General features: G+C 71.3%; 19 protein-coding genes. 8 read left to right on the top strand and 11 right to left on the bottom strand.

Going from position 1 to position 26,810, the window contains the following annotated elements:
* Positions 1–167: 167 nt before the first annotated feature.
* Complete coding sequence (locus ABT070_RS12295; protein ID WP_351758372.1) at positions 168–3,368, bottom strand: tetratricopeptide repeat protein; 3,201 nt, start codon at positions 3,366–3,368, stop codon at positions 168–170.
* Between the two features lie 156 nt (positions 3,369–3,524).
* Here ABT070_RS12295 and ABT070_RS12300 point away from each other — a divergent pair, with 156 nt between their 5' ends.
* From ABT070_RS12300 to ABT070_RS12320, 5 genes are all read left to right on the top strand, one after another.
* On the top strand, positions 3,525–5,570 hold the full coding sequence (locus tag ABT070_RS12300) for a thioredoxin domain-containing protein (RefSeq protein WP_351758375.1): 2,046 nt from the start codon (positions 3,525–3,527) through the stop codon (positions 5,568–5,570).
* Between the two features lie 212 nt (positions 5,571–5,782).
* Positions 5,783–7,177, top strand: coding sequence for a glycosyltransferase (locus tag ABT070_RS12305; RefSeq protein WP_351758378.1), 1,395 nt, complete (start codon positions 5,783–5,785; stop codon positions 7,175–7,177).
* Positions 7,174–8,823 carry an ArnT family glycosyltransferase gene (locus tag ABT070_RS12310; protein ID WP_351758380.1) on the top strand — a complete coding sequence of 550 codons (1,650 nt, stop codon included), beginning with the start codon at positions 7,174–7,176 and terminating at the stop codon, positions 8,821–8,823. The genes ABT070_RS12305 and ABT070_RS12310 overlap by 4 nt, the downstream gene beginning before the upstream one ends.
* A complete protein-coding gene (locus tag ABT070_RS12315) occupies positions 8,820–10,010 on the top strand; it encodes a glycosyltransferase (protein ID WP_351758382.1) in 1,191 nt (396 codons plus the stop codon). The genes ABT070_RS12310 and ABT070_RS12315 overlap by 4 nt, the downstream gene beginning before the upstream one ends.
* 23 nt (positions 10,011–10,033) lie before the next feature.
* Complete coding sequence (locus ABT070_RS12320; protein WP_351758568.1) at positions 10,034–12,442, top strand: galactose oxidase family protein; 2,409 nt, start codon at positions 10,034–10,036, stop codon at positions 12,440–12,442.
* A gap of 3 nt (positions 12,443–12,445) precedes the next feature.
* On the opposite strand, the gene ABT070_RS12325 is transcribed toward ABT070_RS12320, so the two are convergent.
* The 4 genes from ABT070_RS12325 to trhA form a co-directional block, all read right to left on the bottom strand.
* Positions 12,446–13,171 carry a Mut7-C RNAse domain-containing protein gene (locus tag ABT070_RS12325; RefSeq protein WP_351758384.1) on the bottom strand — a complete coding sequence of 242 codons (726 nt, stop codon included), beginning with the start codon at positions 13,169–13,171 and terminating at the stop codon, positions 12,446–12,448.
* A gap of 33 nt (positions 13,172–13,204) precedes the next feature.
* Positions 13,205–13,834, bottom strand: a complete 630-nt coding sequence (locus ABT070_RS12330; protein WP_351758387.1) for a TetR/AcrR family transcriptional regulator — start codon at positions 13,832–13,834, stop codon at positions 13,205–13,207.
* Positions 13,835–13,838: 4 nt separating this feature from the next.
* A complete protein-coding gene (locus tag ABT070_RS12335) occupies positions 13,839–15,455 on the bottom strand; it encodes a DHA2 family efflux MFS transporter permease subunit (RefSeq protein WP_351758390.1) in 1,617 nt (538 codons plus the stop codon).
* A 125-nt stretch (positions 15,456–15,580) separates the two neighbouring features.
* Entirely contained in the window at positions 15,581–16,294 is a 714-nt protein-coding gene (trhA, locus tag ABT070_RS12340; RefSeq protein WP_351758393.1) for a PAQR family membrane homeostasis protein TrhA, read from the bottom strand.
* 313 nt (positions 16,295–16,607) lie between these two features.
* Between trhA and ABT070_RS12345 the strand changes: the two genes are divergently transcribed.
* Entirely contained in the window at positions 16,608–18,431 is a 1,824-nt protein-coding gene (locus ABT070_RS12345) for a phosphoenolpyruvate carboxykinase (GTP) (RefSeq protein ID WP_351758395.1), read from the top strand.
* A 178-nt stretch (positions 18,432–18,609) separates the two neighbouring features.
* Here the strand turns inward: ABT070_RS12345 and ABT070_RS12350 are convergent, their stop codons facing one another.
* From ABT070_RS12350 to ABT070_RS12375, 6 genes are all read right to left on the bottom strand, one after another.
* Positions 18,610–19,260 (bottom strand): hypothetical protein, encoded by a 651-nt coding sequence (locus ABT070_RS12350; protein ID WP_351758397.1) that lies wholly within the window; start codon positions 19,258–19,260, stop codon positions 18,610–18,612.
* Positions 19,247–20,782 (bottom strand): vWA domain-containing protein, encoded by a 1,536-nt coding sequence (locus tag ABT070_RS12355; RefSeq protein ID WP_351758398.1) that lies wholly within the window; start codon positions 20,780–20,782, stop codon positions 19,247–19,249. Before ABT070_RS12355 ends, ABT070_RS12350 begins: the two co-directional genes overlap by 14 nt.
* The gene (locus ABT070_RS12360) at positions 20,779–21,954 is read right to left on the bottom strand and encodes a toxic anion resistance protein (RefSeq protein WP_351758400.1); all 1,176 of its coding nucleotides are present in this window, start codon (positions 21,952–21,954) and stop codon (positions 20,779–20,781) included. The genes ABT070_RS12355 and ABT070_RS12360 overlap by 4 nt, the downstream gene beginning before the upstream one ends.
* A gap of 12 nt (positions 21,955–21,966) precedes the next feature.
* A complete protein-coding gene (locus ABT070_RS12365) occupies positions 21,967–23,031 on the bottom strand; it encodes a substrate-binding domain-containing protein (protein ID WP_351758403.1) in 1,065 nt (354 codons plus the stop codon).
* 245 nt (positions 23,032–23,276) lie between these two features.
* Positions 23,277–23,717, bottom strand: coding sequence for an SCO4983 family protein (locus tag ABT070_RS12370; RefSeq protein WP_351758406.1), 441 nt, complete (start codon positions 23,715–23,717; stop codon positions 23,277–23,279).
* Between the two features lie 78 nt (positions 23,718–23,795).
* Positions 23,796–25,007 (bottom strand): pyridoxal phosphate-dependent aminotransferase, encoded by a 1,212-nt coding sequence (locus ABT070_RS12375; RefSeq protein ID WP_351758408.1) that lies wholly within the window; start codon positions 25,005–25,007, stop codon positions 23,796–23,798.
* Between the two features lie 124 nt (positions 25,008–25,131).
* Between ABT070_RS12375 and ABT070_RS12380 the strand changes: the two genes are divergently transcribed.
* Together ABT070_RS12380 and ABT070_RS12385 are read left to right on the top strand one after the other, a co-directional pair.
* Positions 25,132–25,746, top strand: a complete 615-nt coding sequence (locus tag ABT070_RS12380; RefSeq protein WP_351758411.1) for a hypothetical protein — start codon at positions 25,132–25,134, stop codon at positions 25,744–25,746.
* 156 nt (positions 25,747–25,902) lie between these two features.
* Complete coding sequence (locus tag ABT070_RS12385; protein WP_351758413.1) at positions 25,903–26,802, top strand: S1 family peptidase; 900 nt, start codon at positions 25,903–25,905, stop codon at positions 26,800–26,802.
* Positions 26,803–26,810 lie beyond the last annotated feature (8 nt).

A 26,810-nucleotide genomic window follows, 5' to 3' on the forward strand; every position in this document is an offset into this window, starting at 1 on the left:
CGCGCCCCTTGCCGGGGCCCGCGCCCGCCGCCCCTGGTCGGTGCCCGCGCGTTGCCTCCGCCTCCGCCTCCGCCTCCGCCGGCGTCTCCGTCTCCGCCTCTGCCCCGTTCTGGCGTTTTTTTGTGCGGGTGGGCCCGATGGGCCGTCGGGCCGGTCGGGCGGGCTGTCTACGCGTCGTCCAGCGCCACGCCCATGACCTCTCGTCCGTGTCGGCCGGGGACCATGCCCAGGCGCCAGGCCTGCCAGCCGGACTCCAGGCGGATGCCCCGGTCCAGCAGCAGGCCGTAGGCCTCCAGGCACTCGTTGAGGCTGCTGTCGCGCAGCGGGTGGTCCGTGCGGAGCAGCTGGGCCAGTTCCTCCTGGGCCACCGCCGTGCCGACCTCCACCCCGCCCGGGGCCGCGTACGGCAGCAGGGTGCAGCGCAGGAAGCGGGCCCAGTCCTCGCCGCGCCGGTCGCCGTACGAGGCGAACAGGCCGGCCGCCTCGTCGCACAGGGCCAGCGCCGCCTGCGTACGGGCGTTCCCCGCGTCCACGATCGCGAGTTCCAGGCAGGTCCAGGCCTCGCCGTGCGCGACGCCGATGCGCTGGAAGTCGGCGCGCGCGTCGACCAGGAGCTGCCGGGCGAAGCCCGAGTTGCGCAGCGAACCGGTCTGGGCGGCGCGCTGGTCGCGGGTCACCCGGGCCGAGTGGTGCCGGGCGCAGGCCAGGCCGTAGACGTCCCGCATGCGGGAGAAGAGGGAGCGGGAGCGTTCCAGCTCGCGGACGGCGTGGTCCAGGTCGCCCGTCTCCTCCAGGGCCAGGCCCAGGTAGTACACCGTCCAGGCCTCGCCGCGCGCGTCCTCGTTGTCCCGGTGCCGTGCCGAAGCCCGGCGCAGGTCCTCCGCCGCCGGGCCCGGATCCCCGGCGATCAGACGGGCGCGGGCCAGCTGGGTCAGGGCCCAGGCCTCGCCGCGCGCGTCGCGGGTGCGGCCGTACAGATCGAGGGCCTCGCGCAGATCGGCCTCGGCCCGCGGGACGTCGCCGCGGCGCAGATTCAGCTGGCCCAGCTGGAAGTGCGCCCATGCCTCGCCGTGCACGGAGCCGCCCTCGCGGTGCAGGACCAGTGAGCGGGTGAGCAGGTCGAGGGCCTCGGCGAGATGCGCCCTGTCCCGTTGCACCGCCGCCAGCGCGTGCATCGTCCAGGCCCGGTCCGTGGCCAGCTCGGGCGCGGCCTGGAGGTCCATCGCCTCCCGCAGTTTCGCCGCCGCCTCCGTCAACTGGCCCTGGTGGTGCAGGGTGATGCCCAGCGAGCACAGGGCGCGGGCCGCGCCCGCGTCGTGGTGGGCCTGGAGATAGAGGTCGACGACCGAGCTGAGCGTCGTACGGGCCTTGTCCAGTTCGCCCAGCTGCCGGGCCGCGATACCGGTACGCCACTGCACGGACCGCACCAGCAGGTCCTGGCCGACCGATTGCGCCAGCTCGCTGATCTCACCGAGCCGGTAGAGGTCGCCGCGCAGCAGGCAGTAGTCGCACAGGGCGCCCAGCAGGCTCAGTACGGCGTTCTGGTCGACGCCCTCCGCGTGCCGCAGCGTGGCCGTGATGAAGCTCGACTCGTCGTCCAGCCAGCGCAGCGCCTCGTCCAGGGAGGTGAAGCCGTGCGGGGTGAAGCGGTCCGAGCGGGTCGACATGTTGCCGTCGACCAGCCGCAGCACGGAGTCGGCGAGTTCGGCGTAGCTGACGATCAGGCGTTCCTGGGCCGCCGAGCGCTCGGTCGGCTCCTCCTCGTCGAGGAGCCGGGACTGGGCGAAGGCGCGGACCAGGTCGTGCAGGCGGTAGCGGTCGCCGCGGACGTGGTCGACCAGACCGGCGTCGGCGAGGGCCGTGAGATGGCGGGTCGCCTCCGCGCGGTCCGTGCCGAGGAGCGCGGCCGCCGCGGCCGTGCCGAGCGAGGCCCGTCCGGCCAGGGCCAGCCGGCGCAGCAGTCTGCGGGTCACGTCCGGCTGGTCGGTGTAGCGCAGCCACAGGGCGCGCTCGACCGGCTCCACCGGGCCGTACACCCCCAGGTCCGCCGCCAGCGCGCGCGGTGAGCGCGGGCCCAGCGAGGAGCCCACGATGCGCAGCGCCAGCGGCAGCCCGCCGCACAACTCCCTTATGTGGTCGGCGGATTCGGCGTCGTACGGACTCGAGTCGTCCCGGGCGGCCGCGCTCAGCAGTTCCTCCGCGCCCGCCGCGTCCAGGGGCCGCACCGCCAGTTCGTGCACCCAGGCGGACAGTTCGGCCGGCAGCCCCAGGGGGCTCCGGGCGGTGACCAGGACCAGGCTGTCGGAACGTTCCGGCACAAGTGCGCGGACCTGTTCGGGGTCCGAGGCGTCGTCGAGGATCACGGTGACCGGCAGACCGGTCAGGTGCTGCTGGTACAGCTCGGTGAGCCGTTTGACCTGCTGGTCCGCGGAGGAGCGCTCACGGAAGAGGAGCTGCTCGCGGGGCGCGCCGAGCCGGTTCAGCAGGTGCAGCAGGGCGTCCCGGGTGGGCAGGGGCGCCTCCTCCGCGCTGTCGCCGCGCAGGTCCACCACGCAGGCGCCGCGGAACTGGTCGCGCAGATCGTGCGCGGCCCGCACCGCGAGGGCGGTGCGGCCGCTGCCGGGGGGTCCGTGCAGCACGACGACCGTCGGCCGGGTCCGGGTGCCGGCGCGCGCCGCCTGCACCCACTGCCGGAGCTGCCCGAGTTCGGTCCGGCGTCCGGCGAACGGGCCCGCCGATTCGGGGAGTTGGGTGAAGGACTGGGCCAGTACGGTCCGTCCGCGCGCCGCCGCGCTCTTGTCGGTGCCGCGCAGTTGCGGTCCCGGCGCCTTCTTCGGGCCGGTCGTCGCGCTCAGCATCCGCTGCTGATCCAGGAAGGGCCGGATGCCCCGCACCTCCAGTGCGGTGAGCCATTGCAGCCGCAGTTGCTCGGCGCCGCCCGGCTGCCCCGCCTCGCCTGCCCGGTGATGCGCGGCCGGCAGATGGGAGCCCGCCACCTTCATGACGGTCGCCGCGGCGCCCACGACCCCGACGGCCACCCCGGCGCCGAGCGCGGTACCCGGCCCGGTGCCCAGCGCCAGATCGGCGACCGCCGTCGTGACCGCCGCAACACCCGCCACCAGCAGGGGAGTCCGTCCGCCCTCCCGCGCGTACCGCTGTCCGAAACTGACCTGCCCGGCCTCGGTCTCCTCCAGGGCGCGCGCGTAGGCCTCGTACTCCTCGGCGGCCGTCAGCGCCATGGCGTCCAGCGCGCCGCGCGCCCGCGTCATCAGCACCTGCCGGTCGCTGCGCCCGCCGGAGCGCCGTACCTCCTCCTCCACGGCCCGCGCCAACAACCGCTCGGCTTCCGCCCTATGGCCGTCCCGCATGTCCCGTCCCCCTCCGGAGGTCACCGCTTTCCTTGGTCAAGTGTGCGGCGGGCGGAGCCGCGACGCGAGGGGGCGAAGGCCCCGGGTCGCCGCTGCGTGGACCGCCCGGGGGCGCCTGACGTCCGACGGGCGGGGTACTGCGGCAGGATGGTCCCCATGCCGAACCGACTGGCCCATGAGACGTCTCCGTACCTCCTCCAGCACGCCGACAACCCCGTCGACTGGTGGCCCTGGTCGGCGGAGGCCTTCGAGGAGGCGCGCAGGCGGGGCGTGCCGGTGCTGCTGAGCGTCGGATATTCGAGCTGCCACTGGTGCCATGTGATGGCGCACGAGTCCTTCGAGGACCAGGAGACCGCCGACCGTCTCAACGAGCACTTCGTCAGCGTCAAGGTCGACCGGGAGGAGCGTCCCGACGTCGACGCCGTCTACATGGAGGCCGTGCAGGCGGCCACCGGCCAGGGCGGCTGGCCCATGACCGTGTTCCTGACGCCCGACGCCGAGCCCTTCTACTTCGGGACGTACTTCCCGCCCGCGCCCCGGCAGGGCATGCCGTCCTTCCGGCAGGTGCTGGACGGGGTGCGGCAGGCCTGGACCGAGCGGCGGGACGAGGTGGCCGAGGTCGCCGGGAAGATCGTCCGGGATCTGGCTGGGCGGGAGATCTCCTACGGGGACGGCGTGGCCCCCGGTGAGCAGGAGCTGTCGCAGGCGCTGCTGGGGCTGACCCGGGAGTACGACCCGCAGCGGGGCGGGTTCGCCGGCGCGCCGAAGTTCCCGCCGTCGATGGTGATCGAGTTCCTGCTCCGCCACCATGCGCGGACCGGTGCCGAGGGCGCCCTGCAGATGGCCCGGGACACCTGTGAACGGATGGCCAGGGGCGGGATCTACGACCAGCTCGGCGGCGGGTTCGCCCGGTACTCCGTCGACCGTGACTGGGTCGTGCCGCACTTCGAGAAGATGCTGTACGACAACGCCCTGCTGTGCCGGGTCTACGCCCATCTCTGGCGATCCACCGGCAGTGAACTCGCCCGGCGGGTCGCCCTGGAGACGGCCGACTTCATGGTGCGCGAACTCCGTACCGAGCAGGGCGGGTTCGCCTCCGCGCTCGACGCCGACAGCGACGACGGGAGCGGGAAGCACGTCGAGGGCGTGTACTACGTCTGGACGCCCGAGCAGCTCACCGAGGTGCTCGGGCCGCAGGACGCCGCGCTGGCCGCCCGCTGCTTCGGCGTCACCGAGGAGGGCACCTTCGAGCACGGCGCCTCCGTCCTGCAGCTCCCGCAGCAGGAGGAGGTCTTCGACGCCGAGAGGATCGCCGGCATCAAGGAGCGGCTGCTGCGCGAGCGCGGCGGACGGCCCGCGCCGGGCCGGGACGACAAGGTCGTCGCCGCCTGGAACGGGCTCGCGATCGCCGCGCTCGCCGAGACCGGCGCCTACTTCGACCGGCCGGATCTCGTCGAGGCCGCGGTCGGGGCCGCCGATCTCCTCGTCCGGCTGCATCTCGACGAGCAGGCCCGCATCGCCCGTACCAGCAAGGACGGCAAGGCCGGGGCCAACGCGGGGGTCCTCGAGGACTACGCCGACGTGGCCGAGGGGTTCCTCGCCCTCGCCTCCGTGACCGGGGAGGGCGTCTGGCTGGAGTTCGCCGGATTCCTGCTCGACCACGTCCTCGTCCGGTTCGTGGACCCCGGGTCCGGCGCGCTGTACGACACGGCGGCCGACGCCGAGCGGCTCATCCGGCGTCCGCAGGATCCGACCGACAACGCGGTGCCCTCCGGCTGGACGGCCGCCGCGGGCGCGCTGCTGAGCTACGCCGCCCACACCGGATCGGAACCCCACCGCACGGCGGCGGAGCGGGCGTTGGGCGTCGTGAAGGCGCTCGGGCCGCGGGTGCCCCGGTTCATCGGGTGGGGGCTCGCCGCCGCGGAGGCGCTGCTCGACGGGCCGCGCGAGGTCGCCGTGGTCGTGCCCGGCACGGCCGATCCGGCGTCGGCGGCGTTGCACCGTACGGCACTTCTGGGCACCGCCCCGGGGGCCGTCGTCGCGTTCGGCACCCCGGGGAGCGACGAGTTCCCGTTGCTCGCCGACCGGCCGTCGGTCAACGGTGAACCGACCGCTTATGTCTGCCGTAACTTCACATGTGACGCCCCGACGACCGATCCCGAGCGGCTGCGCACGGCGTTGACCACCGTGGTGAGCGGCTGAAACGGCTGGAAACAGCTGCAAAGCAGCGTCGATCCCGAGTGGAAAGCTGAGCACCTGTTCGGATAAGTCGGGTTACGAGCGGCAGAGTTCCGAAACAATCTATTTATCGGAAGAGTTCCCGGACTTCACAGAGTCCCCCTAGTCTCTCCACAGTGACGCGACGGATGTGACACGTCGTCGCTCAGGGGGCTCTGGGATCTGGGGGGATCTGCTTGCTCACGTCTGTCTTCATCGCCGCCGTCTCACTGGCCTTGTTCTGGATGGCGGCGTTCACCCTGTGGTGGCAGATGCACGCGTGGCGTACGCCCGAAGTGCTCGCCTCCACCCGGTTCAGCAGCCCGGACGGCGACGAACACGTCTCCTTCTCGCTGCTGCTTCCGGCACGGCACGAACAAGCCGTGCTGGACCACACCATCCAGCGGCTGCTGGAATCCAGCCACACCGACTTCGAGATCATCGTCATCGTGGGTCACGACGACCCCGAGACCACGGCGGTGGCCGAGAGCGCCGCCGCACGCGACCCGCGCGTCCGTGTCGTCGTCGACACCCACGAGAAGAAGAACAAGCCGAAGGCCATGAACACGGCGCTGCCGCACTGCCGCGGCGATGTCGTCGGGGTCTTCGACGCCGAGGACCAGGTCCATCCCGAGCTGCTCGCCCATGTCGACCACGCCTTCCGGACCACGGAGGCCGACGTGGTGCAGGGCGGAGTGCAGCTCATCAACTTCCACTCCAGCTGGTACAGCCTGCGCAACTGCCTGGAGTACTTCTTCTGGTTCCGCTCCCGGCTCCATCTGCATGCGCAGAAAGGATTCATCCCGCTGGGTGGCAACACCGTCTTCGTACGGACGCACACCCTCAGGGAGGCCGGCGGCTGGGACCCCGACTGCCTGGCCGAGGACTGCGATCTCGGTGTCCGCCTCTCCAGCGTCGGCAAGAGGGTCGTCGTCGCCTACGACTCCGACATGGTGACCCGGGAGGAGACCCCGGGCTCGCTGATGTCCCTGCTCAAGCAGCGCACCCGCTGGAACCAGGGTTTCCTCCAGGTCTACCGGAAGAAGGACTGGAAGCAACTCCCGGGATTCGGGCAGCGGTTGCTGGCCCGCTACACCCTCATGACGCCCTTCCTGCAGGCGTTCTCCGGGGTCGTCATCCCGCTCAACGTGGCGATCGCGCTCTTCCTCGACGTGCCCGTCGGGATCGCCTTCGTCACCTTCCTGCCGGCCGTGACGGCACTCGTCACCTTCGTCTTCGAGCTCGTCGGCCTGCACGACTTCGGCAAGCAGTACGGCCTGCGCATCCGCCTCGTCCACTACCTCAAGCTCGTCGTGGGCGGCCCGTTCTACCAGGTGCTCCTCGCGGGAGCCGCGATGCGCGCCGTCTGGCGTGAACAACGCGGCCGGAACGACTGGGAGCTGACCTCGCATGTCGGCGCGCATCTGACCGCGGCCACTCCCCGACCCGCGACGCCGGCCACTCCCGGGCCTGCGACCGGACCCGCGACCGGGACCGCGACCGGGACCGGGCCCGCGACCGGGCCTGCGACCGCGACCGCAGCCGCACCCGCTTCCGATCCCGCAGTGATCCGAGAGGACGTTCCTGCGTGACCTCCACCCTTCCCGCGGTGACCACCGGCACGGTCCCCGCGCAGCGCCGACCTGTGCCCGACTCCCGTTCGGCCGGCCGAACGGCCTCGCCGAAGCGGCTGCGCCGGTCCCGTCCCGACCTGATCCTGTGCGGCGTGCTCCTGGTGGCGATCCTCGTCGTGCAGGGCTGGAACATCGCCGACTACCCGACCCTCAGCGACGACGAGGGCACCTACCTCGCCCAGGCCTGGGCCGTCCAGGAGGGCAAGGGCCTGGCCCACTACACCTACTGGTACGACCACCCGCCCCTCGGCTGGATCCAGCTCGCCCTGCTGACCTGGATCCCCAAGCTGATCAGCCCCGACTCGATGACCGTCGGCTCGATGCGGGCCGCGATGCTCGTGGTCGGCGCGATCAGCGCCGTCCTCGTGTACGTCCTCGGGCGGCGGCTGTCGCTGCCCCGATGGGCGGCCGCGCTCGGCATGGTCCTGTTCGGGCTCTCCCCGCTCTCGGTCGTCCTCCAGCGGGAGATCTTCCTGGACAACCTCGCGGTGATGTGGACCCTGCTCGCGTTCACCCTGGCCGCCTCGCCGAGCCGCCACCTCTGGCACCACTTCGGCGCGGGCGTCGCCGCCGCGACGGCCGTGCTCACCAAGGAGACGATGCTCTTCGTCCTCCCGGCGGTCTTCGTCACCATGTGGCGGCACAGCCACCGCGACACCCGTAAGTTCGCCCTCACCGGCGCGGTCACCGCCTGCGTGCTGATCGGCCTCGCCTATCCCCTCTTCGCCCTCCTCAAGGGCGAGTTGCTGCCGGGCAGCGGCCATGTCTCCCTCTGGGACGGCATCGCCTACCAGATGACCAGACCGGGGTCGGGCTTCATCCTCGACCAGGGCTCGGGGTCCCACGACGCGCTCCGGTCGTGGCTCTACTACGACCGGGTGCTGATCCTCGGCGGCCTCGCGGGCGCCCTGCTGCTCCTGCTCACCTGGCGCTGGTCGGTCACCGCCCGCGCCCTCGCCGGACCCTCGCTGGCCGTCGCGATCCTCGCGGTGGTCGCGATGCGGCCCAGCGGCTACCTGCCCGCGATGTACGTCATCCAGGCGCTGCCGTTCCTCGCGCTCGTCCTGGCCGGCGGCACGGCGAGCATCGCCCACGCCGTCCTGCGCAAACGACGCCGGCCGGACGAGCCACGGTGGCGGACCGGCGGCCGCTACGCCCTCGCGGCCGTCCTCGCCCTGGCGGCGGGGGCGTACGTCGTCCCGCGCTGGTACGACGGTGACCGCACCGCCGTCACCGCCGACGCCAACGCCCCCTACCGGGCCGCCTCCACCTGGCTGTCCACCCAGGTCGAGGACCCGGCCGGCACCCGTGTCCTGGTCGACGACGCGCTCTGGCTGGACCTGGTGCACGCCGGCTACCGGCCGGGACTCGGGGCCATCTGGTTCTACAAGGCCGACCTCGACCCGGCCGTCACCAAGACCCTGCCGAACGGCTGGCGGGACATCGACTACGTCGTCGCCTCGCCGACCGTCCGGCGGGACGCGAGCGACCTGCCGCAGGTCGGGGCGGCCCTCGAGCACTCGACGCCGGTGGCCACCTTCGGCTCCGGTGAGGACCGGATCGAGATCCGGCGGATCCAGAACGACTCCGGAGGCGTCCGATGAGCCACGACTACACCGAGTACAGCGCCCCCGTGCCCGATCTGAGCGCGGCCGAACTCGCCGAGCCCGGCGCGGTCACCATCGTCGTGCCGACCTTCAACGAGTCGGCGAACATCCGCCAACTGCTGCGCCGGATCACCGAGTCGGTGCCGTCCCGGCTGCCCTGCGAGGTCGTCTTCGTGGACGACTCCACCGACGACACCCCCGAGGTCATCCGGGACGCGGCGCGCGACTGCCCCTTCCCGGTGACCGTGCTGCACCGGGAGGAACCGGTCGGCGGGCTCGGCGGCGCGGTCGTCGAGGGGATGAAGGCGGCCGGGTCGGACTGGATCGTCGTCATGGACGGCGACTGCCAGCATCCCCCGTCCCTGGTCCCGGAGCTGGTGGCCACGGGGGAGCGGTCGAACGCCGGGCTCGTCGTCGCCTCCCGGTACATCAAGGGCGGCAGCCGCGCCGGGCTCGCGGGCAGCTACCGGGTGGCCGTCTCGCGCGGGGCGACCTGGCTCACGAAGTCCCTGTTCCCGCGCAGACTGCACGGCATCAGCGACCCGATGAGCGGGTTCTTCGCGATCCGGCGCAGCGCGGTCACCGCCGACGTCCTCAAGCCGCTCGGCTACAAGATCCTCCTCGAACTCGCCGTCCGCAGCCGCCCGCGCGTGGTCGGCGAGGTCCCGTTCGTCTTCGAGGAGCGGTTCGCGGGCGAGTCCAAGTCGAGCGCGCGGGAGGGCTTCCGCTTCCTGCGCCACCTGGTCGGACTGCGCACCGCCTCGCCGGTCGCCCGCATGGTCGGCTTCGGGCTGATCGGGGCCACCGGGTTCCTGCCCAACCTGCTGGGGCTGTGGGCCCTCACCGCCGCCGGACTGCACTACGTGCCGGCCGAGATCCTCGCCAACCAGCTGGGCGTCGCCTGGAACTTCGTCCTCATCGAGCATCTGCTGTTCCGCGACCGCCGGGCCCATCGCCGCTGGTGGGACAGGGCCGGCCGGTTCGCGCTGCTCGCCAACGCCGACCTGGTGCTGCGCATCCCGCTGATCGCGCTGTTCGTGCACCGGCTCGGGATGGGCGCGCTGTCCGCGACCGCGCTGGCGCTGGTGACGACGTTCGTCGTGCGCTTCGCCGGTACCGAAGCGCTGGTCTACCTCCCCCGCAGGAGGCCGCGGGGGAGCCGCACCGCAAGGAGAGCCGTGTGAACAGACACCGTGGACGAGTCGCGATGCTGGCGGTGACGGGCCTCACCGGAGGCCTGTTGCTGGCCGGCCCGCAGCCCGCGTCCGCCGCCGACCTCATCAAGAACGCCGGCTTCGAGACGGCGGGTACGGACGGCATGCCGTACTGCTGGGAGAAGTCGGGCTGGGGAGACAACGACTTCGCCTTCGCGCACACCTCGGACGCGCACACCGGCGCCAAGGCGATGAAGGTGACACTGACCCGCCGGGTCGACGGCGACCGCAAGGCGCTGATCACCGAGTCGGCGGAGTGCGCGCCCGCGGTGACGCCGGGCAAGCAGTACGACCTGTCGCTCTGGTACAAGTCGACGACCCCCGACACCTCCGTCACCCTCTTCCGGCACGACACGACGGCGGGCTGGCAGTACTGGACGGACCTCAAGACGCTGGACCCGGCGTCCGTCTACACCCGGGCCGGGGTCCGCACCCCCGCGGTGCCCGCCGGCACCGACCGCATCACCTGGGGCGTCTCCGTCTACGGGACCGGCTCGGTGACCACCGACGACTACACGATGGACCAGGTGCCGGACGTCCTCCCGCCCGCGACCTGCACCGGCACCGCCGAAACCTGCGCCGACGGCAGATGGGACGTGCTGCCCACGCAGAACCCGGTCCGCGCCATGCACTCCGTCGTCCTCAACAACGGCAAGGTGCTGCTGATCGCGGGCTCCGGCAACAGCGAGGAGCAGTTCGACGCGGGCACGTTCACTTCGGCGGTGTACGACCCGGCGAACGGCACCTACAAGGTCGTCCCCACGCCGAAGGACATGTTCTGCGCCGGACACGTGCAGCTCCAGGACGGGCGCGTCCTCGTGATGAGCGGCAACAAGGCCTACCCGGTGGTCGGCGGGCACGGCTACGAGGGCTTCAAGGACTCGTACGTCTTCGATCCCGTCACCGAGACGTACAGCAGGACCAACGACATGAACGACGGCCACTGGTACCCGTCGGCCACGGTCATGGGCAACGGCGACGTGCTGTCCTTCGGCGGGCTGCGCGAGGACTCGACCGGATCGGTGACGGCCGAGCTGTTCTCGCAGGCCGAGCAGCGGTGGCAGCCGCTGTGGAAGGTCAACCAGACCTGGTCGTACTGGGGCCTGTACCCGTCGATGATCCTGATGCAGGACGGCCGCCTCTTCTACTCGGGCAGCCATGTCTTCGGCAACAACATCCCGGGCACGGGCTCGGCGGTCTACGACTACGACGCCAACACGGTCACCCAGATCCCCGGCCTCCAGAACAAGGACCAGCGCGATCAGTCGGCGAGCGTGCTGCTGCCTCCGGCGCAGGACCAGAAGGTCCTCACTCTCGGCGGCGGCAACATCGACTCCAACCCGGACGGCAACCGGCTCACCGACATCATCGACCTGAAGGCCGCGAACCCGACGTACGTCGCCGGACCACCGCTCCCGCAGGGCACCGTGGACCTCGGCAACGGGCCCGTGCCCGAGACCGGCGCCCAGGGCAAGATGTACGTGTCTGCCGTGCTCCTGCCCGACGGCAAGGTGCTGGAGACGGGCGGCGCGCTGCACAACCGGGCCGACCCGGTCTTCGAGTCGTCGCTCTACGACCCCGGCACCAACACCTTCGATCCCGTCGCCGCCGACCCGCAGGCCCGCGGCTACCACTCCTCCTCGTTCCTGCTGCCCGACGGCCGGGTGATGTCCACCGGTGACAACCCGGGCAACGGCACCTGGAACCACAACGTGTCGATCTACACCCCGCCCTACCTCCTCAGGGGCGCCCGGCCGGCGATCACATCGGTCATCGACACGGAGTGGACGTACGGCGACACCCAGCGCATCACGGTGGACCGGCCCATCGCCAAGGCGGAGCTGATCCGCCCGGCGGCGGTGACCCACTCCTCCGACCCGAACCAGCGCTTCGTGGACCTCCCGCTGTCGGTCGACGGCAACAACGTCGACCTCAATGTGACGAGCAACCCGAACCTGGCGCCGCCCGGCTGGTACATGCTCTTCGCGGTGGACGCGAACGGCGTGCCGTCGGTGGCGAAGTGGGTGCACCTCCAGGGTCCGGCCGCACTGAGCGCCGACTCCGCGTCGACGTTCTCGGTGTCCTCCGGCACCGAGGCCGCACCGCACGTCCACTCCTTCGCCGACGACCTGACCGGCAAGGTCACCGGCCCCGGGAAGAAGAAGACCTCACAGCCGGTCTCGCCCACCGTCTCCGGCTGCGACCGGCACTACGGCTCGATCAACGTGTGCGTGCCGACGGCGTTCCCGCCGACGGTGAAGAAGACGACGGCCGCCCGCTGCTCCTGGCTCAAGGCCAACGACTACGGCCGGCTGAGGGTCAACGGCAAGGACGACCCGCTGCGGCTCGACCCGGACCGCGACGGCCTCGCCTGCGGAAAGGGTGATCTGCGCAAGGGCTAGGCGCTAGCCCGCGAACTCCGCCAGGGCGCGCTCCACGATGGCCACCAGCTGCTCGTGGTGCGCGCCCTTCCAGTACGCGCGCCCGCAGGACAGGCACTGCGCGAACACGTCGTACGACTGCTTCGTGCCGTGGCGCAGCTGGTCGGCGACCTCGTCCTTGGTGGCCTTGCGCAGCAGCCCGTTGCAGGCGGTGCACCTCGTCCAGGGAAGCAGCTCGGGCGCGAACCGGTCGAGGACGTCGCGGAGCTGCTCCTCGGGGTCGGTGCTGTAGACGTACGCGCCCGCCCACAGTTCGCGCCGCCGCAGCAGGCCCCGGTCCCGGCTCAGCATGACGCGCTGTTCGGCCGCCGACCGGGTGGCGAGCGCCGGGTCGCCGATGTCGGTCGACTCGTACGCCGTGTCCACGCCGAGCAGACGCATCCGGCGGGCCAGGGTGCCGAGATGGACGTCGAGGAGGAAGCGCAGCGGCGCTTCCGGGATCTGCTGAGGGCGGGCCACCGGGCGGACGGTCACCGACTCGCCGGCTGAGGGGATGTGCGAGACCGGTACCGCACGGCCGTCGACGAGCAGGGTGCCGACCTCGGTGAGGGGCACCCCGAGCGACTCGACGACATGGCCGAGGGTGGAGACGCCGTCGACGGCGAGCGCGGTGGCTCCGGCACGCCGCGCGGGCGGGACGAACAGGGCCAGCTCCGGGGCGACTTCGACGCGGATCTCGAATGCGTTCACCTGGTCAGGATGGCACGGCCCAGGGGCGGGGGCTCAGCGGTTTTCCTTGCTCAGGCCGTGTTCCAGAACCTCCAGCGTGCGGTCGAGGAGGGCGCTGAAGTCGTCCTCGTGGCCGTGCTCGCCCCAGTACAGGGCCGTCTCCATCAGGCCGCCGAGCAGGGACATCGTGTAGACGCGGACCTCCAGGCTGTCGGGGTCGCGGCCGGTGCGCTCGCCGATCGCGACGCAGAGCATGCGGCCGATGGACGACATGCTCTCCATCATCCGCGAGCGCACCGCCGGAACCTGCACCATCAGATGGGTGCGGATCCGGGCCACCTCCGGGTCCTCGTCGAAGCCCCTGCGGGCACCCTCCCGCATGACGTACCGCATGGTGTCCGCCAACGCCTCGTCCGCGGGCCGGGAGCGCAGTTCCTCCAGCAGGATCGGGTCCTGCTCGTCGGTGAGGATGATGTCTTCCTTGGTCGGGAAGTAGCGGAAGACGGTCGACGGCGACACCTCGGCGCGCTCGGCGATCTGGTCGATCGTCGTGGCGTCGTACCCCTGTTCCCCGACCAGCGCGTAGGTGGCGGTGCGGATCGCCTCGCGGGTCTTGATCTTCTTGCGCTCCCGGAGACCCGGTTGGGGGTGGTCGGCGGGAGAGCTGATGCGTGCGGCCGTCATGCGCTCATTGTCGGGCATCGGCCGTGGGGGTGACCAAGCCGGGACCGGCGGCCACGGCTCCCGCGTCCTCGGGACCGGGGGCCTCCGCTCCGGCGTCCTCGACATCGGTCTCCTCCACCTGTGCGGTGCCCGGCAGGAACGCGGCCGCCAGCAGTGCCGAGGCCAGGGCGGCGATGCCGCAGACCAGCAGCACCAGGCTCATGCCGTGGACGTAGGCGGAGTTCGCGGAGGCGGCGAGGTCGGTCAGGTGCGCCTTCTCGGCGATCACATGGGCCGCGACCACCGAGTCCCCGGCGGTGTCGGCGGCCCCGGCGGGCAGCGCGGTCACGTCGAGCCGGTCGCGGAAGGTGCTCGCGAGCAGGCTGCCGAGCAGGGCGATGCCGATGGCGGCGCCGACCTGGCGCAGGGTCATCAGCAGGCCGGATCCGCTGCCCGCGCGGTCGCTGGGCAGGGTGCCCAGGGCGCCGGACATCGCGGGCACGATCGAGAAGCCGAAGCCGAACCCGACGATCGACAGCCACAGCGCGGTGAAGCCGTACCCGGAGTCGACCGTCGTACGGCTGCCCAGCAGCATGGCGAAGGCCAGCACCACCAGTCCCGCGCTCACCACCGCCCGCGCCCCGAACCGGACCACGACGGGCTGCGCGGCCCGCGCGGCGACGATCAGACCGCCCATCATCGGCAGCAGCCGCACACCGGTGCCGAGGGCGTCGTTGCCGAGGACGGCCTGGAGGTACTGCGGCAGGACGAACAGCAGGCCGGACAGCACGAACATGAGGAGGGTCGCCGCGAGCGTGTTGAACAGGAACCCGCGGTGGGCCAGCAGCCCCATGTCGAGCATGGGCCGTGCGACCCGGCGCTCGCGCAGCACCAGCGCGGTGATCAGTACGACGGCCGCGGCGTCCATCGCGAGGACCAGCGGGTCGCCCCAGCCCCGGGTGGGCGCCTCGATGATCGCGTAGATGAGCGCGCCGAGGCCGGTCGCGGTGAGCGCGGTGGAGACCACGTCGACCTTGGGGGAGGCGGGGTCGCGGGTCTCCGGCAGCAGGAAGACGCAGGCGGCGATGCCGATCGCGGCCATCGGGATGTTGATGAGGAAGACCGAGCCCCACCAGAAGTGGTTGAGCAGCCAGCCGCCGATGATCGGCCCGAGCGGCAGGCCGAGCGTCGAGCCGGCCGAGACGATGCCGACGGCCTTGGTGCGCTCCTCGGGCGCGAACAGCGAGGGCAGCACCGACAGCGCGAGCGGCGTGACCAGCGCGGCCCCGACGCCCATCACGGCGCGGGCGGCGATCACCGCGTTCACGTCCCCGGCCAGGGTGCCGACCAGCGAGCCGGCGAGGAAGATCCCCAGGCCGGTGATCAGCATGTTCCGTCGGCCGAAGCGGTCGCCCAGCAGGCCGGCCGGGAGCATCAGGGCCGCGAAGACGACGACGTACGCGTCCGCCATCCACTGCTGCTGGCCGGTACTGGCGCCCAGCTGTCCCGCCATCGTCGGGAGCGCCACGTTGAGGATCGTCGTGTCGAAGCCGAGCGTGAGCATGCTCGCGACCAGGGCCCCCAGGGCCCACCAGCGGCGTGGGTCGGATCCCACCGCGGCAGTGTTCGTGACAGTAGCCATGAAATGAGAGTAACTCTCAAAAGATGGTGCGTGTCAATCGTCAGGCCCTTCCGGAATGCGGGCGCCGGTACACAAAAAAGGGCCACGGCTCGGAAGCCGTGGCCGCAGGAGGGCGGAGAGGGGCGTCATCCGTGCTGGTACGCCACCAGGGAGATGCCGACGTAGTGCACGACGAAGGCGGCGAGGGTCAGGGAGTGGAAGACCTCGTGGAAGCCGAACCAGCGCGGTGACGGGTTGGGGCGCTTGATGCCGTAGATCACGCCGCCCGCGCTGTAGAGGAGCCCGCCGATGATCACCAGGACCATGACGGCGATACCGCCCGCCCGCATGAAGTCCGGCAGGAAGAAGACGGCCGCCCAGCCCATCGCGATGTAGCAGGGGGTGTAGAGCCAGCGCGGGGCGCCGACCCAGAAGACCCGGAAGACGATGCCCGCCGCCGCGGCGGCCCAGATGCTCCACAGGAGCCACTGGCCCTTGGCCTCCGGCAGCAGCAGCATGGTCAGCGGGGTGTAGGTGCCCGCGATGATCAGGAAGATGTTCGCGTGGTCGAGTCTGCGCAGGACGCCGTCCATCCGCGGGCTCCAGTCGCCGCGGTGGTAGAGGGCGCTCACCCCGAACAGGAGGCAGGCCGTCAGGGCGAAGATTCCGCAGGCGATGCGGCCGCGGGACGAGTCCGCCAGGGCGGTGAGGACCAGTCCGGAGACGAGAGCGGCCGGAAACATGCCGAGGTGCAACCAGCCGCGGAGCTTGGGCTTGATCTCTTCCGACAGGGAGTGCGCGACGGAAGCGGGGCCGGCGGCCGGCGAGTCCGTGGGCGCGTCGGGGACGGACGCAGTCATGGGCGAATCGTACCTACGGAACCGTAACTTACGCGTCGGTCCCGCGCATCCGGCGGTGAAGAGTGGCCAGCATCTCACGGGGTCGGGTCAAAGGGCCGTCGGCTGAACGTCATGTGGACGCAAAACGACGCCTCTACACGTGGCCATCCTCACTCCGCTCACCTGTGAGGCCCTATGGACATATGGGCGGTAGCATCGGATGATCAAATGAGTGCGGTCGACACCGGATGAGCGCCAAGGTCACCATCCGAAGCATCCGGGTCGCAGCCCCCACGGGGCCTCCAGACAAAAAATCCCTCATTTAGGAGCAATCGTGGCGCGCGACATCGCGGCTCCCCCCGTCATCCCCACCCACCACCAGGAACTCGTCTCCTGGGTGAACGAGATCGCCGAACTGACGCAGCCGGACAACGTGGTCTGGTGTGACGGATCCGAGGCCGAGTACGAGCGACTGTGCGACGAGCTCGTCGAGAAGGGCACCTTCAAGAGGCTCGACCCGGTCCAGCGCCCGAACTCCTACTACGCCGCCTCCGACCCCACCGACGTCGCCCGCGTCGAGGACCGCACCTTCATCTGCTCCGAACAGGAGAAGGACGCCGGCCCCACCAACCACTGGAAGGCGCCCGCCGAGATGCGGGAGATCTTCTCGGGTGAGAAGGGCCTGTTCCGCGGCTCCATGCGCGGCCGCACGATGTACGTCGTCCCCTTCTGCATGGGCCCGCTGGGCTCCGACCTCTCCGCGATCGGCGTCGAGATCACCGACTCCGCCTACGTCGCCGTGTCCATGCGCACCATGACCCGTATGGGACAGCCGGTGCTGGACGAACTCGGCACCGACGGCTTCTTCGTGCGTGCCGTGCACACGCTCGGAGCGCCGCTGGCCGAGGGCGAGACGGACGTCCCGTGGCCCTGCAACCGGACCAAGTACATCTCGCACTTCCCCGAGAGCCGCGAGATCTGGTCCTACGGCTCCGGCTACGGCGGCAACGCCCTGCTCGGCAAGAAGTGCTACGCCCTGCGCATCGCGTCCGTCATGGCCCGCGACGAGGGCTGGCTCGCCGAGCACATGCTGATCCTCAAACTGACCCCGCCGCAGGGCGAGTCGAAGTACGTCGCCGCCGCCTTCCCGAGCGCCTGCGGCAAGACCAACCTCGCCATGCTGGAACCCACCGTCTCCGGCTGGACCGTCGAGACCATCGGCGACGACATCGCCTGGATGCGCTTCGGCGAGGACGGCCGCCTGTACGCCATCAACCCCGAGGCCGGCTTCTTCGGCGTGGCGCCCGGCACCGGTGAGCACACCAACGCCAACGCGATGAAGACGCTCTGGGGCAACTCGGTCTTCACCAACGTCGCCCTCACCGACGACAACGACATCTGGTGGGAGGGCATGACGGAGGAGACTCCCGCCCACCTCACCGACTGGAAGGGCAACGACTGGACGCCGGACTCCGGCGCCCCCGCCGCCCACCCCAACGCCCGCTTCACCGTCCCCGCCGCGCAGTGCCCGATCATCGCGCCCGAGTGGGAGGACCCCAGGGGCGTGCCGATCTCGGCGATCCTCTTCGGCGGCCGGCGCGCCTCCGCGGTCCCGCTGGTGACGGAGTCCTTCGACTGGAACCACGGCGTCTTCCTCGGCGCCAACGTGGCCTCCGAGAAGACCGCCGCCGCCGAGGGCAAGGTCGGCGAGCTGCGCCGCGACCCCTTCGCCATGCTGCCGTTCTGCGGCTACAACATGGGCGACTACATGGGCCACTGGGTCGACGTCGCCAAGGGCAAGGACCAGGCGAAGCTCCCGAAGATCTACTACGTCAACTGGTTCCGCAAGAACGAGGCGGGCAAGTTCGTCTGGCCCGGCTTCGGCGAGAACAGCCGCGTCCTGAAGTGGATCGTGGAACGCCTGGACGGCAAGGCCGAGGGCGTCGAGACCCCCATCGGCATCCTGCCGACGAAGGACGCCCTCGACACCAAGGGCCTCGAACTGTCCGACTCCGACCTGGAGTTCCTCCTCACCGTGGACAAGGAGGTCTGGCGCGAGGAGGCCGCCCTGGTCCCCGAGCACCTCAACACCTTCGGCGACCACACCCCGAAGGAACTGTGGGACGAGTACCGCGCGCTGGTGCAGCGCCTGGGCTGACGCCCACCCCGAAAGACTCCGCGGCCGGCACGGGATTGCCCTGACCAGTGATCGTCACGGCCGGCCGCGGTGCGATGCGGCGAGCCGCGTACAACGGCGTACGCGGCCATGGGCCTGCCGTCGTCTCCTCGTCCGCCCCGACGAGGAGACGACGGCAGGCCTTCGCCTGTGCGGGGCGTCACCCGCGGGTCGTCGGCGGCCGGTCGCGCGGTTCCCCGCGCCCCTGTTCCGGCGAGCGGTCCTGCAAGTACCGCGTATGCGTCTCCTGGCGGCGCGCCTCGATCTCCCGGAGCCCGGCCGTCAGCCGCTCCGCCTCCTCCTGGAGCAGGACCAGCTGACGCTCCAGGTGCCGTTCCGGTGGTTCCTGGCCGGGGGCCAGCCGCGTCCACCAGCGCGTCCGTACGAAGCTGTCGACGGCCTCGGGCAGGTCCTGCCGTACGGTCCGGGAGAGCGTGTGGACGCCCTCCGGATCCTGGGCGAGGACCTCGGCGACCCAGCCGGGCTCCAGCAGCGCGGCCAGCAGCCCCGTGAGTTCGGTGAGCCGTCCGGCGGCGGCCGGGGGCAGCCCGGTCTCCGCGAGATACCCGCCCAGCCGCTCGAAGTCGTCGCGCAACGCGTCCAGCTGGGCCGACGGATCGGGGAAGTCGGGCAGCGGCGGCCGCTCCGGCGGGGCGACCAGCGCGCCCGCCCCGTAAAGACCGACGACCACGACGGGCCAGTAGGCGCCCGCCGCCCCTGTGAAGGTCAGCGCCAGTCCGGCCAGCCCGGCCGCGCTGCCCGCGATGTTCTTGCGGGACTCCAGGTACCCGACGAACCTACTGGTAGCCACGGATCTCCTCGAAGGCGCCGTCCAGCGAGCCCTGCTGCGCGTCGAAGAGCCGGCCGCCGGTCAGCTCGGCGATGTGCTCCAGTTCCGAGCGGTCGGAGTCGCCGAAGAGGACGGTGAAGACGGGGATCCGCTTCCCGGCCGGGGCGAGGTCGTCCCGGTAGAAGGCGTCGAAGTCGGCGGCGTCGTCGCCCTTGGTGTTCTCGCCGTCCGTCATCAGCACGATGGAGGTGAAGGCGTCCCGGTCGGTGCCCAGGTGGTCGTAGGCCTTCTCCAGCGAGGTGTAGATCGCGGTCTCGCCGTCGGCCGTGAGCTCCTCGGTGTCCTCGCGGATCGCGGCCAGCCCGGTCTGCGGGTCGGCGGGGCTGACGACATGCGTGGCGACGCTCTTCACGTCCGACCCGAACGGCATCAGCGTCACCTCCTCGCGGTCGCGGAAGTCACCGGTGAGGTCGGCGAGGGCCTCCTTCAGCCGGCTCAGCCGGTCGCCCTCCATCGAGCCGGAGGTGTCGAGGACGTACACGGTCCGCGACGGGCGGCGCAGCTCGTTCTCGTAGGCGTCGAGCAGCCCGTCGGCGACGGAGCGGCTGCCGGGGAAGGGCAGTTCGCGCCGCCGGGCGGTGTCGAGGCCGGCCGCCGGCGGTACGGAGGCGACGACCGGGCGGCGGTGCGTCCGGGTGGTGATCAGCCGCTGGACGGCCTCCGTGCGCAGGGCGTCGGTCACCCGCTTGACGTTCGCTCGGGTCGTCGCGTCGGTCGCGGCGAGGGAGGAGAGCGGGTAGTCGGCGGTCACCACGCCGTCCGTGGGGCGGATCACGGTCAGCCCCGGGATGCCCTTCAGCACGGACTCGTAGTTGAGCAGCGCGTCGATGTCACCGCGCCGGGCGTACGCGCTCGCCAGCCAGCCCGACGACCCCGAGGTCAGCCGCTGCCCCCCGAAGAACTCCTTCAGCCTCGGCGTCGCCTTCGTGACGTCCGCGTCGGTGAGCGCCGACTGGGCTCCCGAGAGCGCCGAGGCGACCGAGATCAGCGTGGCGAACCCGGAGTTGGAGCGGGCCGGGTCGGTCATGCCGTAGGTGAGCCTCCCGTCCCGGACCGCCTGCTCGATCTGCGTCCAGGTGACCTGGTCGGGCTTCCAGCCGAGGGTGGCGAGCGTGCCGGTCCGCACGCCGAGGGCCACCGGGCTGGACATGATCGGCGTCTCCGAGACGACCTTCTTCGCCGCGTCGGGGCGCAGCCGCAGATAGTCGTCGGAGGACAGCCACAGGGCGTCGTACTTTCCGTCGGTGCCGCCCTTGGCCAGCAGGTTCACCGCGTCCAGGGTGCCCATCCAGGTCGGCCGGACCTTGATGCCGGTGTCCTTGCGGACCTGTTCGAGCACCGGTGCCATGTCGCTCAGCTCGCTGGAGGCGAGGATCCGCAGGGTGCCCGGCTCGGGCGCGGCGGGGTCCTCGGCGTCGCGCTGCGCCGAGCATGCGGTCAGCAGGAGGGCGAGGGCCGTCAGCGCGAGGAGGGAACGTCTCATGAGAGCCCGCCTTCCAGGGCGCCCCGCGAGCGGCTGCGGTCCAGGTAGGTGCTCGCCTGCTGGAGTTCGGCCGTCAGGCTTTCCACGGTCACCGCCATCGCCTCGGTCGCCTGCACCTTGTAGGTGTCGATGGCGTCGAGGGTGCGGTAGATCTGCTGGAAGGCGGAGCGCAGCGTCTCGGCGCCGACCGCCGGGTCGGCGGCGATGCGCTGGATCTCCCCGCTCTGGGTCGCGAGCATCTCCGCGTTGCCCCGGATCAGGTCCTCGGTGGTGCCGCGCAGCGCGTTGACCTGATCGACGACCTTCTTCTGGTGGTCCAGCGCGGAGGCCAGCATCACGGAGATGCGCAGGGCCGAGACCGTGGTCGTGGCGGCCCGGTCGACGCCCTTGATCAGCTCGTCGTTGTTGCGGCGTACGACGTCCATGGCGAGGTATCCCTGCGCGCAGACCGCGAGCTGGGTGAGCAGGTCCTGGTGCTTCTGCCGGACCGGGAAGAGGACGTCGGCGCGCAGGCTGTCGGCCCGCTCGGGGTCGGTGGCCTCGGCGCCGGCGATCCGCTGCCCGACCGCCGTGTCCAGGGCGTCGGTCAGGACCACGTACTCCTGGAGCTTGCCCATCGTCTCCCACAGCCGGACGCGCTCGGTCTGCAACGCGGCGTTGTCGCGCCGCAGTTCGTCCTGGCCGCCGCGCAGCGAGCCCACGATCCGGTTGAGCGTGCCCTGTGCGGAGGCGTACTTGGCGACGTGGTCGCGCAGCTTGTTCCCGCCGGGCAGCCGGGACAGGAACCTGCGCCCCTTGGCGGCCGGCAGATCACGCGGATCCAGGTCCTCGACCACCCGCCGGAGTTCGACGAGCGAGCCCGCGACCTGCGACTGGGCGTCGCCGCCCTTGTCCGGCAGGCTCCTGATGGTCCGCTCCAGCATGCGGTTGGACTGCGCGGCGGCGGTGCGCATCTCACCGGCGCCGAGCGCGGTGATCTCGCCGACCTTGCCGGCGAACTCGGGTGAGCGGGCGTCGAGTTCGGCGAGCCCCTCGACGTACGCGGCGGCCTTCGTGGCCATGTCCGTACGGACGGCGTCGTCGACGGGCACCAGCCCGCCGGCCTTCTCGCGCGGCACGGCGGCGACGGCCTCGGGCGGCGTGAGGGTGAAGGTGGAGGTGTCATCGGGCATGTGTGTTTCCCCCTATCCGCGCGCCCGTCGCGCCAGCTCGTGCAGCACCGTGGAGGTGGGCACGGGCGCCTGGCGGACGCCGGTCAGTTCCTGCTTGAGGTAGGTGGTGGCCGAGGCGAACTCGGCGGCGACGCCCTGCGGACGGAACCCGTGCCGGATCTCCAGCCTGCGCAACGCCGGGTCGGTGGACATGAGTCCGGCCAGAGCGCTGCCGTTCTCGGTGAGCGGCACGGCGGTGTGGTCGCTGTTGACGGTGGTGTCCGGGTAGAGCACCACCAGGTCGTCCGGCTGCTGCCGGTCCGCCAGGAGGGAGGCGACCTGCGACTCGTAGACCAGGACGAGCGGGTTGCCGGCGCCGCTGACGAAGTCCCGGAAGGCCGCGTCCGTGCTGGACTGCTGGGCGCCCTGGACGCTGACCAGCTTGTGCAGCAGGGGCGCCGTGCGCTCGACCTCCGTGTCGCTCGCGACCACCTTGCCGCCGTTGGCGACGTAGGACGCGGCGGCCAGGTAGAGGGCGCCCGAGCTGGAGGTCTCCGGGTCGGTGCTGGACAGATAGAGGGTGCCGGTCAACTCCCCGTACTTCTCGGCGCCCTTGAGCTGCTGCCAGGTCCGGTCGGCGCGGGCCGCGTCGAGGTAGGCGGTCATCCTCAGGGTGCCGCGGTGTTCGGCGTCCAGGGCGGCCAGGCCGTTGGCCGCGAGCACTCCGGCGGCGTTCTTGTGCGCCACGACGACGAGCGGCGAGTAGAAGGGGCGCGGGAGGGTCCCCCGCACCTTGTACTTCGCGGCCAGCTCGGTGGCGGGCGCCTGGCTGCTCGGGAACGCGAGGTCGTAGCCCTTGAGGTCCAGCCCCTCCATGGCCCAGGACCCGGAGGTCTCGGCCTCGACGGTCCAGCCCTCGGCGGCGAGGGCCTTCACCACGTCCGGGTCGGCGAAGAACTCCGCCTTCTCCGACCCGATCACCATCCGCACGGTCTTCGTTGCCGTGCCCTTGTCCTCATCACTGCGGCCCGCGACGACGGCGACCACCACACCCGCCATCAGCAGTACCGCGAGGACGATTCCTGCGATTCGTCTCACAGGGGGAGCGTGCTCGCGGAACCCCACGTTCCCGGGTGGTCCGGGTGAACGGGGGGTGAAGGGGGTGCCCCGGAACGCAACAGGAGGGGGAGGTTCCGGCCGAGGCGAAAAAAAAGATGGCGCCCGGTCCGCGCGTCGCTGCGGGTGCACGCGGACCGGGGCCGTTCACGGTCCCCGGAGGGGAGCCCCGGCCAGGGGTGGTGCCGGGGCGGCGGTCACCGGGAGGGTGGCCCCGGTGAGGGGGTTCAGCCGGCGGTGCTCAGTTCCTTGTTCTCCACCAGGGCGGCGGCGTGCGCGTCCATGCGCTGGGCCGCCAGGATCGCCGCCGCGGTGTCCGCGCGGGACGCGGCGACGAGGAGGGCACGGCCCGCCAGGGCGTGCGCCCGCTCGTGCAGGACCGCGGGGCGCGGGTCCGCCGGGCCGGCGGCGAGGGTGGAGCGGACCGGCGTCCGCCCTCCCCGCAACCGGGTCACCTGCTGCGCCAGCCGTGCGGCCGCGGTGTCCAGGTCGGCGGACGGTGCCGCCGCGCGCAGCTCGTCGGTGACGGCGAGCAACGCCGCGAGATGAGCTGCGAGCTGGATGTCCAGCTCCTCCTCGCGGGAGCGGTGGGGGAAGTCCGAGGGCTTGCCGGCCATCGTGGTGTGGGCGGACCCACGGGAGGAAGGGGTGCGGATCGGCTCGTACATGAGGATGGCCTCCTGTGCTGTCAGGAAACCATCCTAGCTTAGATCTCGTCTAAAGTTGAGCCGTCCATAAAACCGCCGCTAGGGCTGGCTGTAGCCGTCCAGGAAGCGGGCGATCCGGCCCACCGCGTCCCGCAGATCCGTCGCCGTCGGCAGTGTGACGACCCGGAAGTGGTCCGGCTCCGGCCAGTTGAAGCCGGTGCCCTGGACGACCATGATCTTCTCCTGGCGCAGCAGGTCCAGGACCATCTGCCGGTCGTCCTTGATCTTGAACACGGTGGGGTCCAGGCGCGGGAAGAGATACAGCGCCCCCTTCGGGCGGACGCACGTCACGCCCGGGATCTGCGTCAGCAGCTCGTACGCCGTGTCCACCTGCTCCTTGAGCCGCCCGCCCGGCAGCACCAGGTCCTTGATCGTCTGGCGCCCGCTGAGCGCGGCCACGACACCGTGCTGCCCCGGCATGTTCGCGCACAGACGCATGTTCGCCAGGATCGTCAGACCCTCGATGTAGGAGTCGGCGTGCGCGCGCGGACCGGAGATCGCCATCCAGCCCACCCGGTAGCCGGCCACCCGGTACGCCTTCGACATGCCGTTGAAGGTGAGGGTGAGCAGGTCCGGGGCGACCTTGGCGGTCGGGGTGTGCGTGGCGCCGTCGTAGAGGATCTTGTCGTAGATCTCGTCCGAGCAGACCAGGAGGTTGTGGCGGCGCGCGATGTCCGTCAGTCCCCGGATCATCGCCTCGTCGTACACCGCGCCCGTCGGGTTGTTCGGGTTGATGATGACGATCGCCTTGGTGCGGTCGGTGACCTTGCGTTCGACGTCCGCGAGGTCGGGCATCCAGTCCGACTGCTCGTCGCACCGGTAGTGCACGGCGGTGCCGCCGGACAGCGAGACGGCGGCGGTCCACAGCGGGTAGTCGGGGGTCGGCACGAGGACCTCGTCCCCGTCGTCCAGCAGCCCCTGCATCGCCATGACGATCAGCTCGGACACGCCGTTGCCGATGAAGACGTGCTCGACGTCCGTCTCGATGCCGAGTGTCTGGTTGTGCATCACGACGGCCCTGCGCGCGGCCAGCAGTCCCTTCGCGTCGCCGTAGCCGTGTGCCGTCGAGACGTTGCGGAGGATGTCCTCCAGGATCTCCGGCGGGCAGTCGAAGCCGAAGGCGGCCGGGTTGCCGGTGTTCAGCTTGAGGATGCGGTGACCAGCCGCTTCCAGGCGCATCGCCTCCTCGAGAACCGGGCCCCGGATCTCGTAACAGACGTTGGCGAGCTTGGTCGACTGGATCACCTGCATGTCTGGGAGCTTACGGCCCGGTAACGCCTCCGGGGGCGTGTTTCCCGCCACGTGAGACGGCCGGTTTGGGTCGTTATCGCCGGTAGCTGTCCCAGGAGTCACTCCTGTCCCTACAATCCGCGCCATGTTCAGGCCAGGTGAGAGTGGCGCACCTCCGGTGCGGCCGATCGTGTACCACCCGTCCGCCGAGACCGATCCGGCGGCGTACGAGCGGTACGTCGATCCGGCGGCCGCCCATGGGTGGGAGAACGCCTACGACGAGACCGCCGAGCTGCCTCGGGTTCGCCCTTCGGAGGGAGAGTCGGGCGGCCGCGCGGACCGTCGGCGCGCCGCGCACCGGCCGGCCGGCCGGCCTTCGCGCCGTGCGCTGGCCGCGGTCGGGGTCGGGGCGGTGGCGCTGGCCGCGGTGGTGGCGGGGATGTCCTTCTCCGGGGATCAGGGCGGGGACCAGCGGGGCGGGCAGGGAGGCACGCGCTCGGCGCCGGACGACGCGGTGAGCCCGTCGGGCGGGCCGGCTTCGGCCGCGAGCGGCTCCGCCGGGTCCGTGGAGCCGACCCCGTCCGCTTCGGTCGCTCCGGTGCCGTCCTCGGGGGGTACGGCGTCCGAGGCGCCCTCGGTCGAGGCGTCGGCCGAAGCCGCCACGAGCGGGGCGGCGAGCGTCTCGCCCTCCGCCTCGGCGTCCGGGTCCGGGAAGGGCAATCCCGGGAAGGGCCGGGGCCGGGACAAGGGGGGCAGGTAGGCCGGGGCGCCCCCGGAATCGAGGCCCCCGCGGCAGTACCCCGCGGCTGAAAAGCGACCCTTGTCCTCTCCCCTCCGTGCGCTAACAATGCGCATGACAAAAACAGCGGGCGGCCGGAAGATCTCCGGTCGCCTCGTCGTAAGAGGGGACCCCCACATGAGAAAGCCTCTCGTTGCCGTGCTCTTCGCCCTGGCCATCGCCGGGGCGGGCGCGGCACCCGCGGTCGCCGCGCCGGTGAGCGCGAAGCCCGCGACGGCTTCCGCGGCCTCGGCCTCCACGATCGCGGTCCGGGCGGACGCCGAGGCCGCCGCGCCGACGCTCCAGGCCGTCAACCTCGCCGGGACCGTCGCGCTCAGCAACTGTTCCGGCTCGGTCGTCCGCTTCCCGAACTCCCTGGACACCGACCCGGCGCTGGTGCTCTCCAACGGCCACTGCCTGTCGACCGGCTTCCCGGAGCCGGGCGAGGTGCTCGTCAACCAGGCCTCCAGCCGTACCTTCGGCCTGCTCAACTCCGCCGGCACCCGGGTCGCGACCCTGCGCGCCAGCAAGCTGGCCTACGGGACGATGACCGACACGGACGTCTCGATCTACCAGCTCACCAGCACGTACGCCACGATCAAGAACTCGTACGGGATCTCCGCGCTGACCGTGCAGGACACCCACCCGACCGCCGGCACCGCCATCACCGTGGCGTCCGGCTACTGGAAGACGCTCTACAACTGCAACATCGACGGGTTCGTGTACCGCCTGAAGGAGGGCGACTGGACCTGGAAGGACTCGGTCCGTTACACCTCCGCCTGCCAGACCATCGGCGGCACCTCCGGCTCGCCGGTGATCGACCAGTCCACCGGCAAGGTCGTCGCCGTCAACAACACCGGCAACGAGGACGGCGCGCGCTGCACCGAGAACAACCCCTGTGAGGTCGACGCGAGCGGCAACGTCACCGTCCGCCAGGGCATCAACTACGCCCAGGAGACCTACCTGATCCCGGCCTGCTTCACGACCGGCAACCAGCTCAACCTGAGCGCGACCGCCTGCACCCTGCCCAAGCCGTAGGGCTAGGG

This window comes from Streptomyces sp. NPDC002884, from assembly GCF_040295245.1.
Lineage (GTDB): Bacteria > Actinomycetota > Actinomycetes > Streptomycetales > Streptomycetaceae > Streptomyces.

Bases quoted from the DNA above. Each gene is read 5' to 3' on its own strand.
- ABT070_RS12380 (WP_351758411.1), top strand. From the start codon at position 25,132: ATGTTCAGGCCAGGTGAGAGTGGCGCACCTCCGGTGCGGCCGATCGTG.
- ABT070_RS12385 (WP_351758413.1), top strand. From the start codon at position 25,903: ATGAGAAAGCCTCTCGTTGCCGTGCTCTTCGCCCTGGCCATCGCCGGG.
- ABT070_RS12355 (WP_351758398.1), bottom strand. From the start codon at position 20,782: ATGAGACGTTCCCTCCTCGCGCTGACGGCCCTCGCCCTCCTGCTGACC.
- ABT070_RS12300 (WP_351758375.1), top strand. From the start codon at position 3,525: ATGCCGAACCGACTGGCCCATGAGACGTCTCCGTACCTCCTCCAGCAC.
- ABT070_RS12295 (WP_351758372.1), bottom strand. From the start codon at position 3,368: ATGCGGGACGGCCATAGGGCGGAAGCCGAGCGGTTGTTGGCGCGGGCC.
- ABT070_RS12360 (WP_351758400.1), bottom strand. From the start codon at position 21,954: ATGCCCGATGACACCTCCACCTTCACCCTCACGCCGCCCGAGGCCGTC.
- ABT070_RS12335 (WP_351758390.1), bottom strand. From the start codon at position 15,455: ATGGCTACTGTCACGAACACTGCCGCGGTGGGATCCGACCCACGCCGC.
- ABT070_RS12315 (WP_351758382.1), top strand. From the start codon at position 8,820: ATGAGCCACGACTACACCGAGTACAGCGCCCCCGTGCCCGATCTGAGC.
- ABT070_RS12375 (WP_351758408.1), bottom strand. From the start codon at position 25,007: ATGCAGGTGATCCAGTCGACCAAGCTCGCCAACGTCTGTTACGAGATC.
- trhA (WP_351758393.1), bottom strand. From the start codon at position 16,294: ATGACTGCGTCCGTCCCCGACGCGCCCACGGACTCGCCGGCCGCCGGC.
- ABT070_RS12370 (WP_351758406.1), bottom strand. From the start codon at position 23,717: ATGTACGAGCCGATCCGCACCCCTTCCTCCCGTGGGTCCGCCCACACC.
- ABT070_RS12320 (WP_351758568.1), top strand. From the start codon at position 10,034: ATGCTGGCGGTGACGGGCCTCACCGGAGGCCTGTTGCTGGCCGGCCCG.
- ABT070_RS12330 (WP_351758387.1), bottom strand. From the start codon at position 13,834: ATGACGGCCGCACGCATCAGCTCTCCCGCCGACCACCCCCAACCGGGT.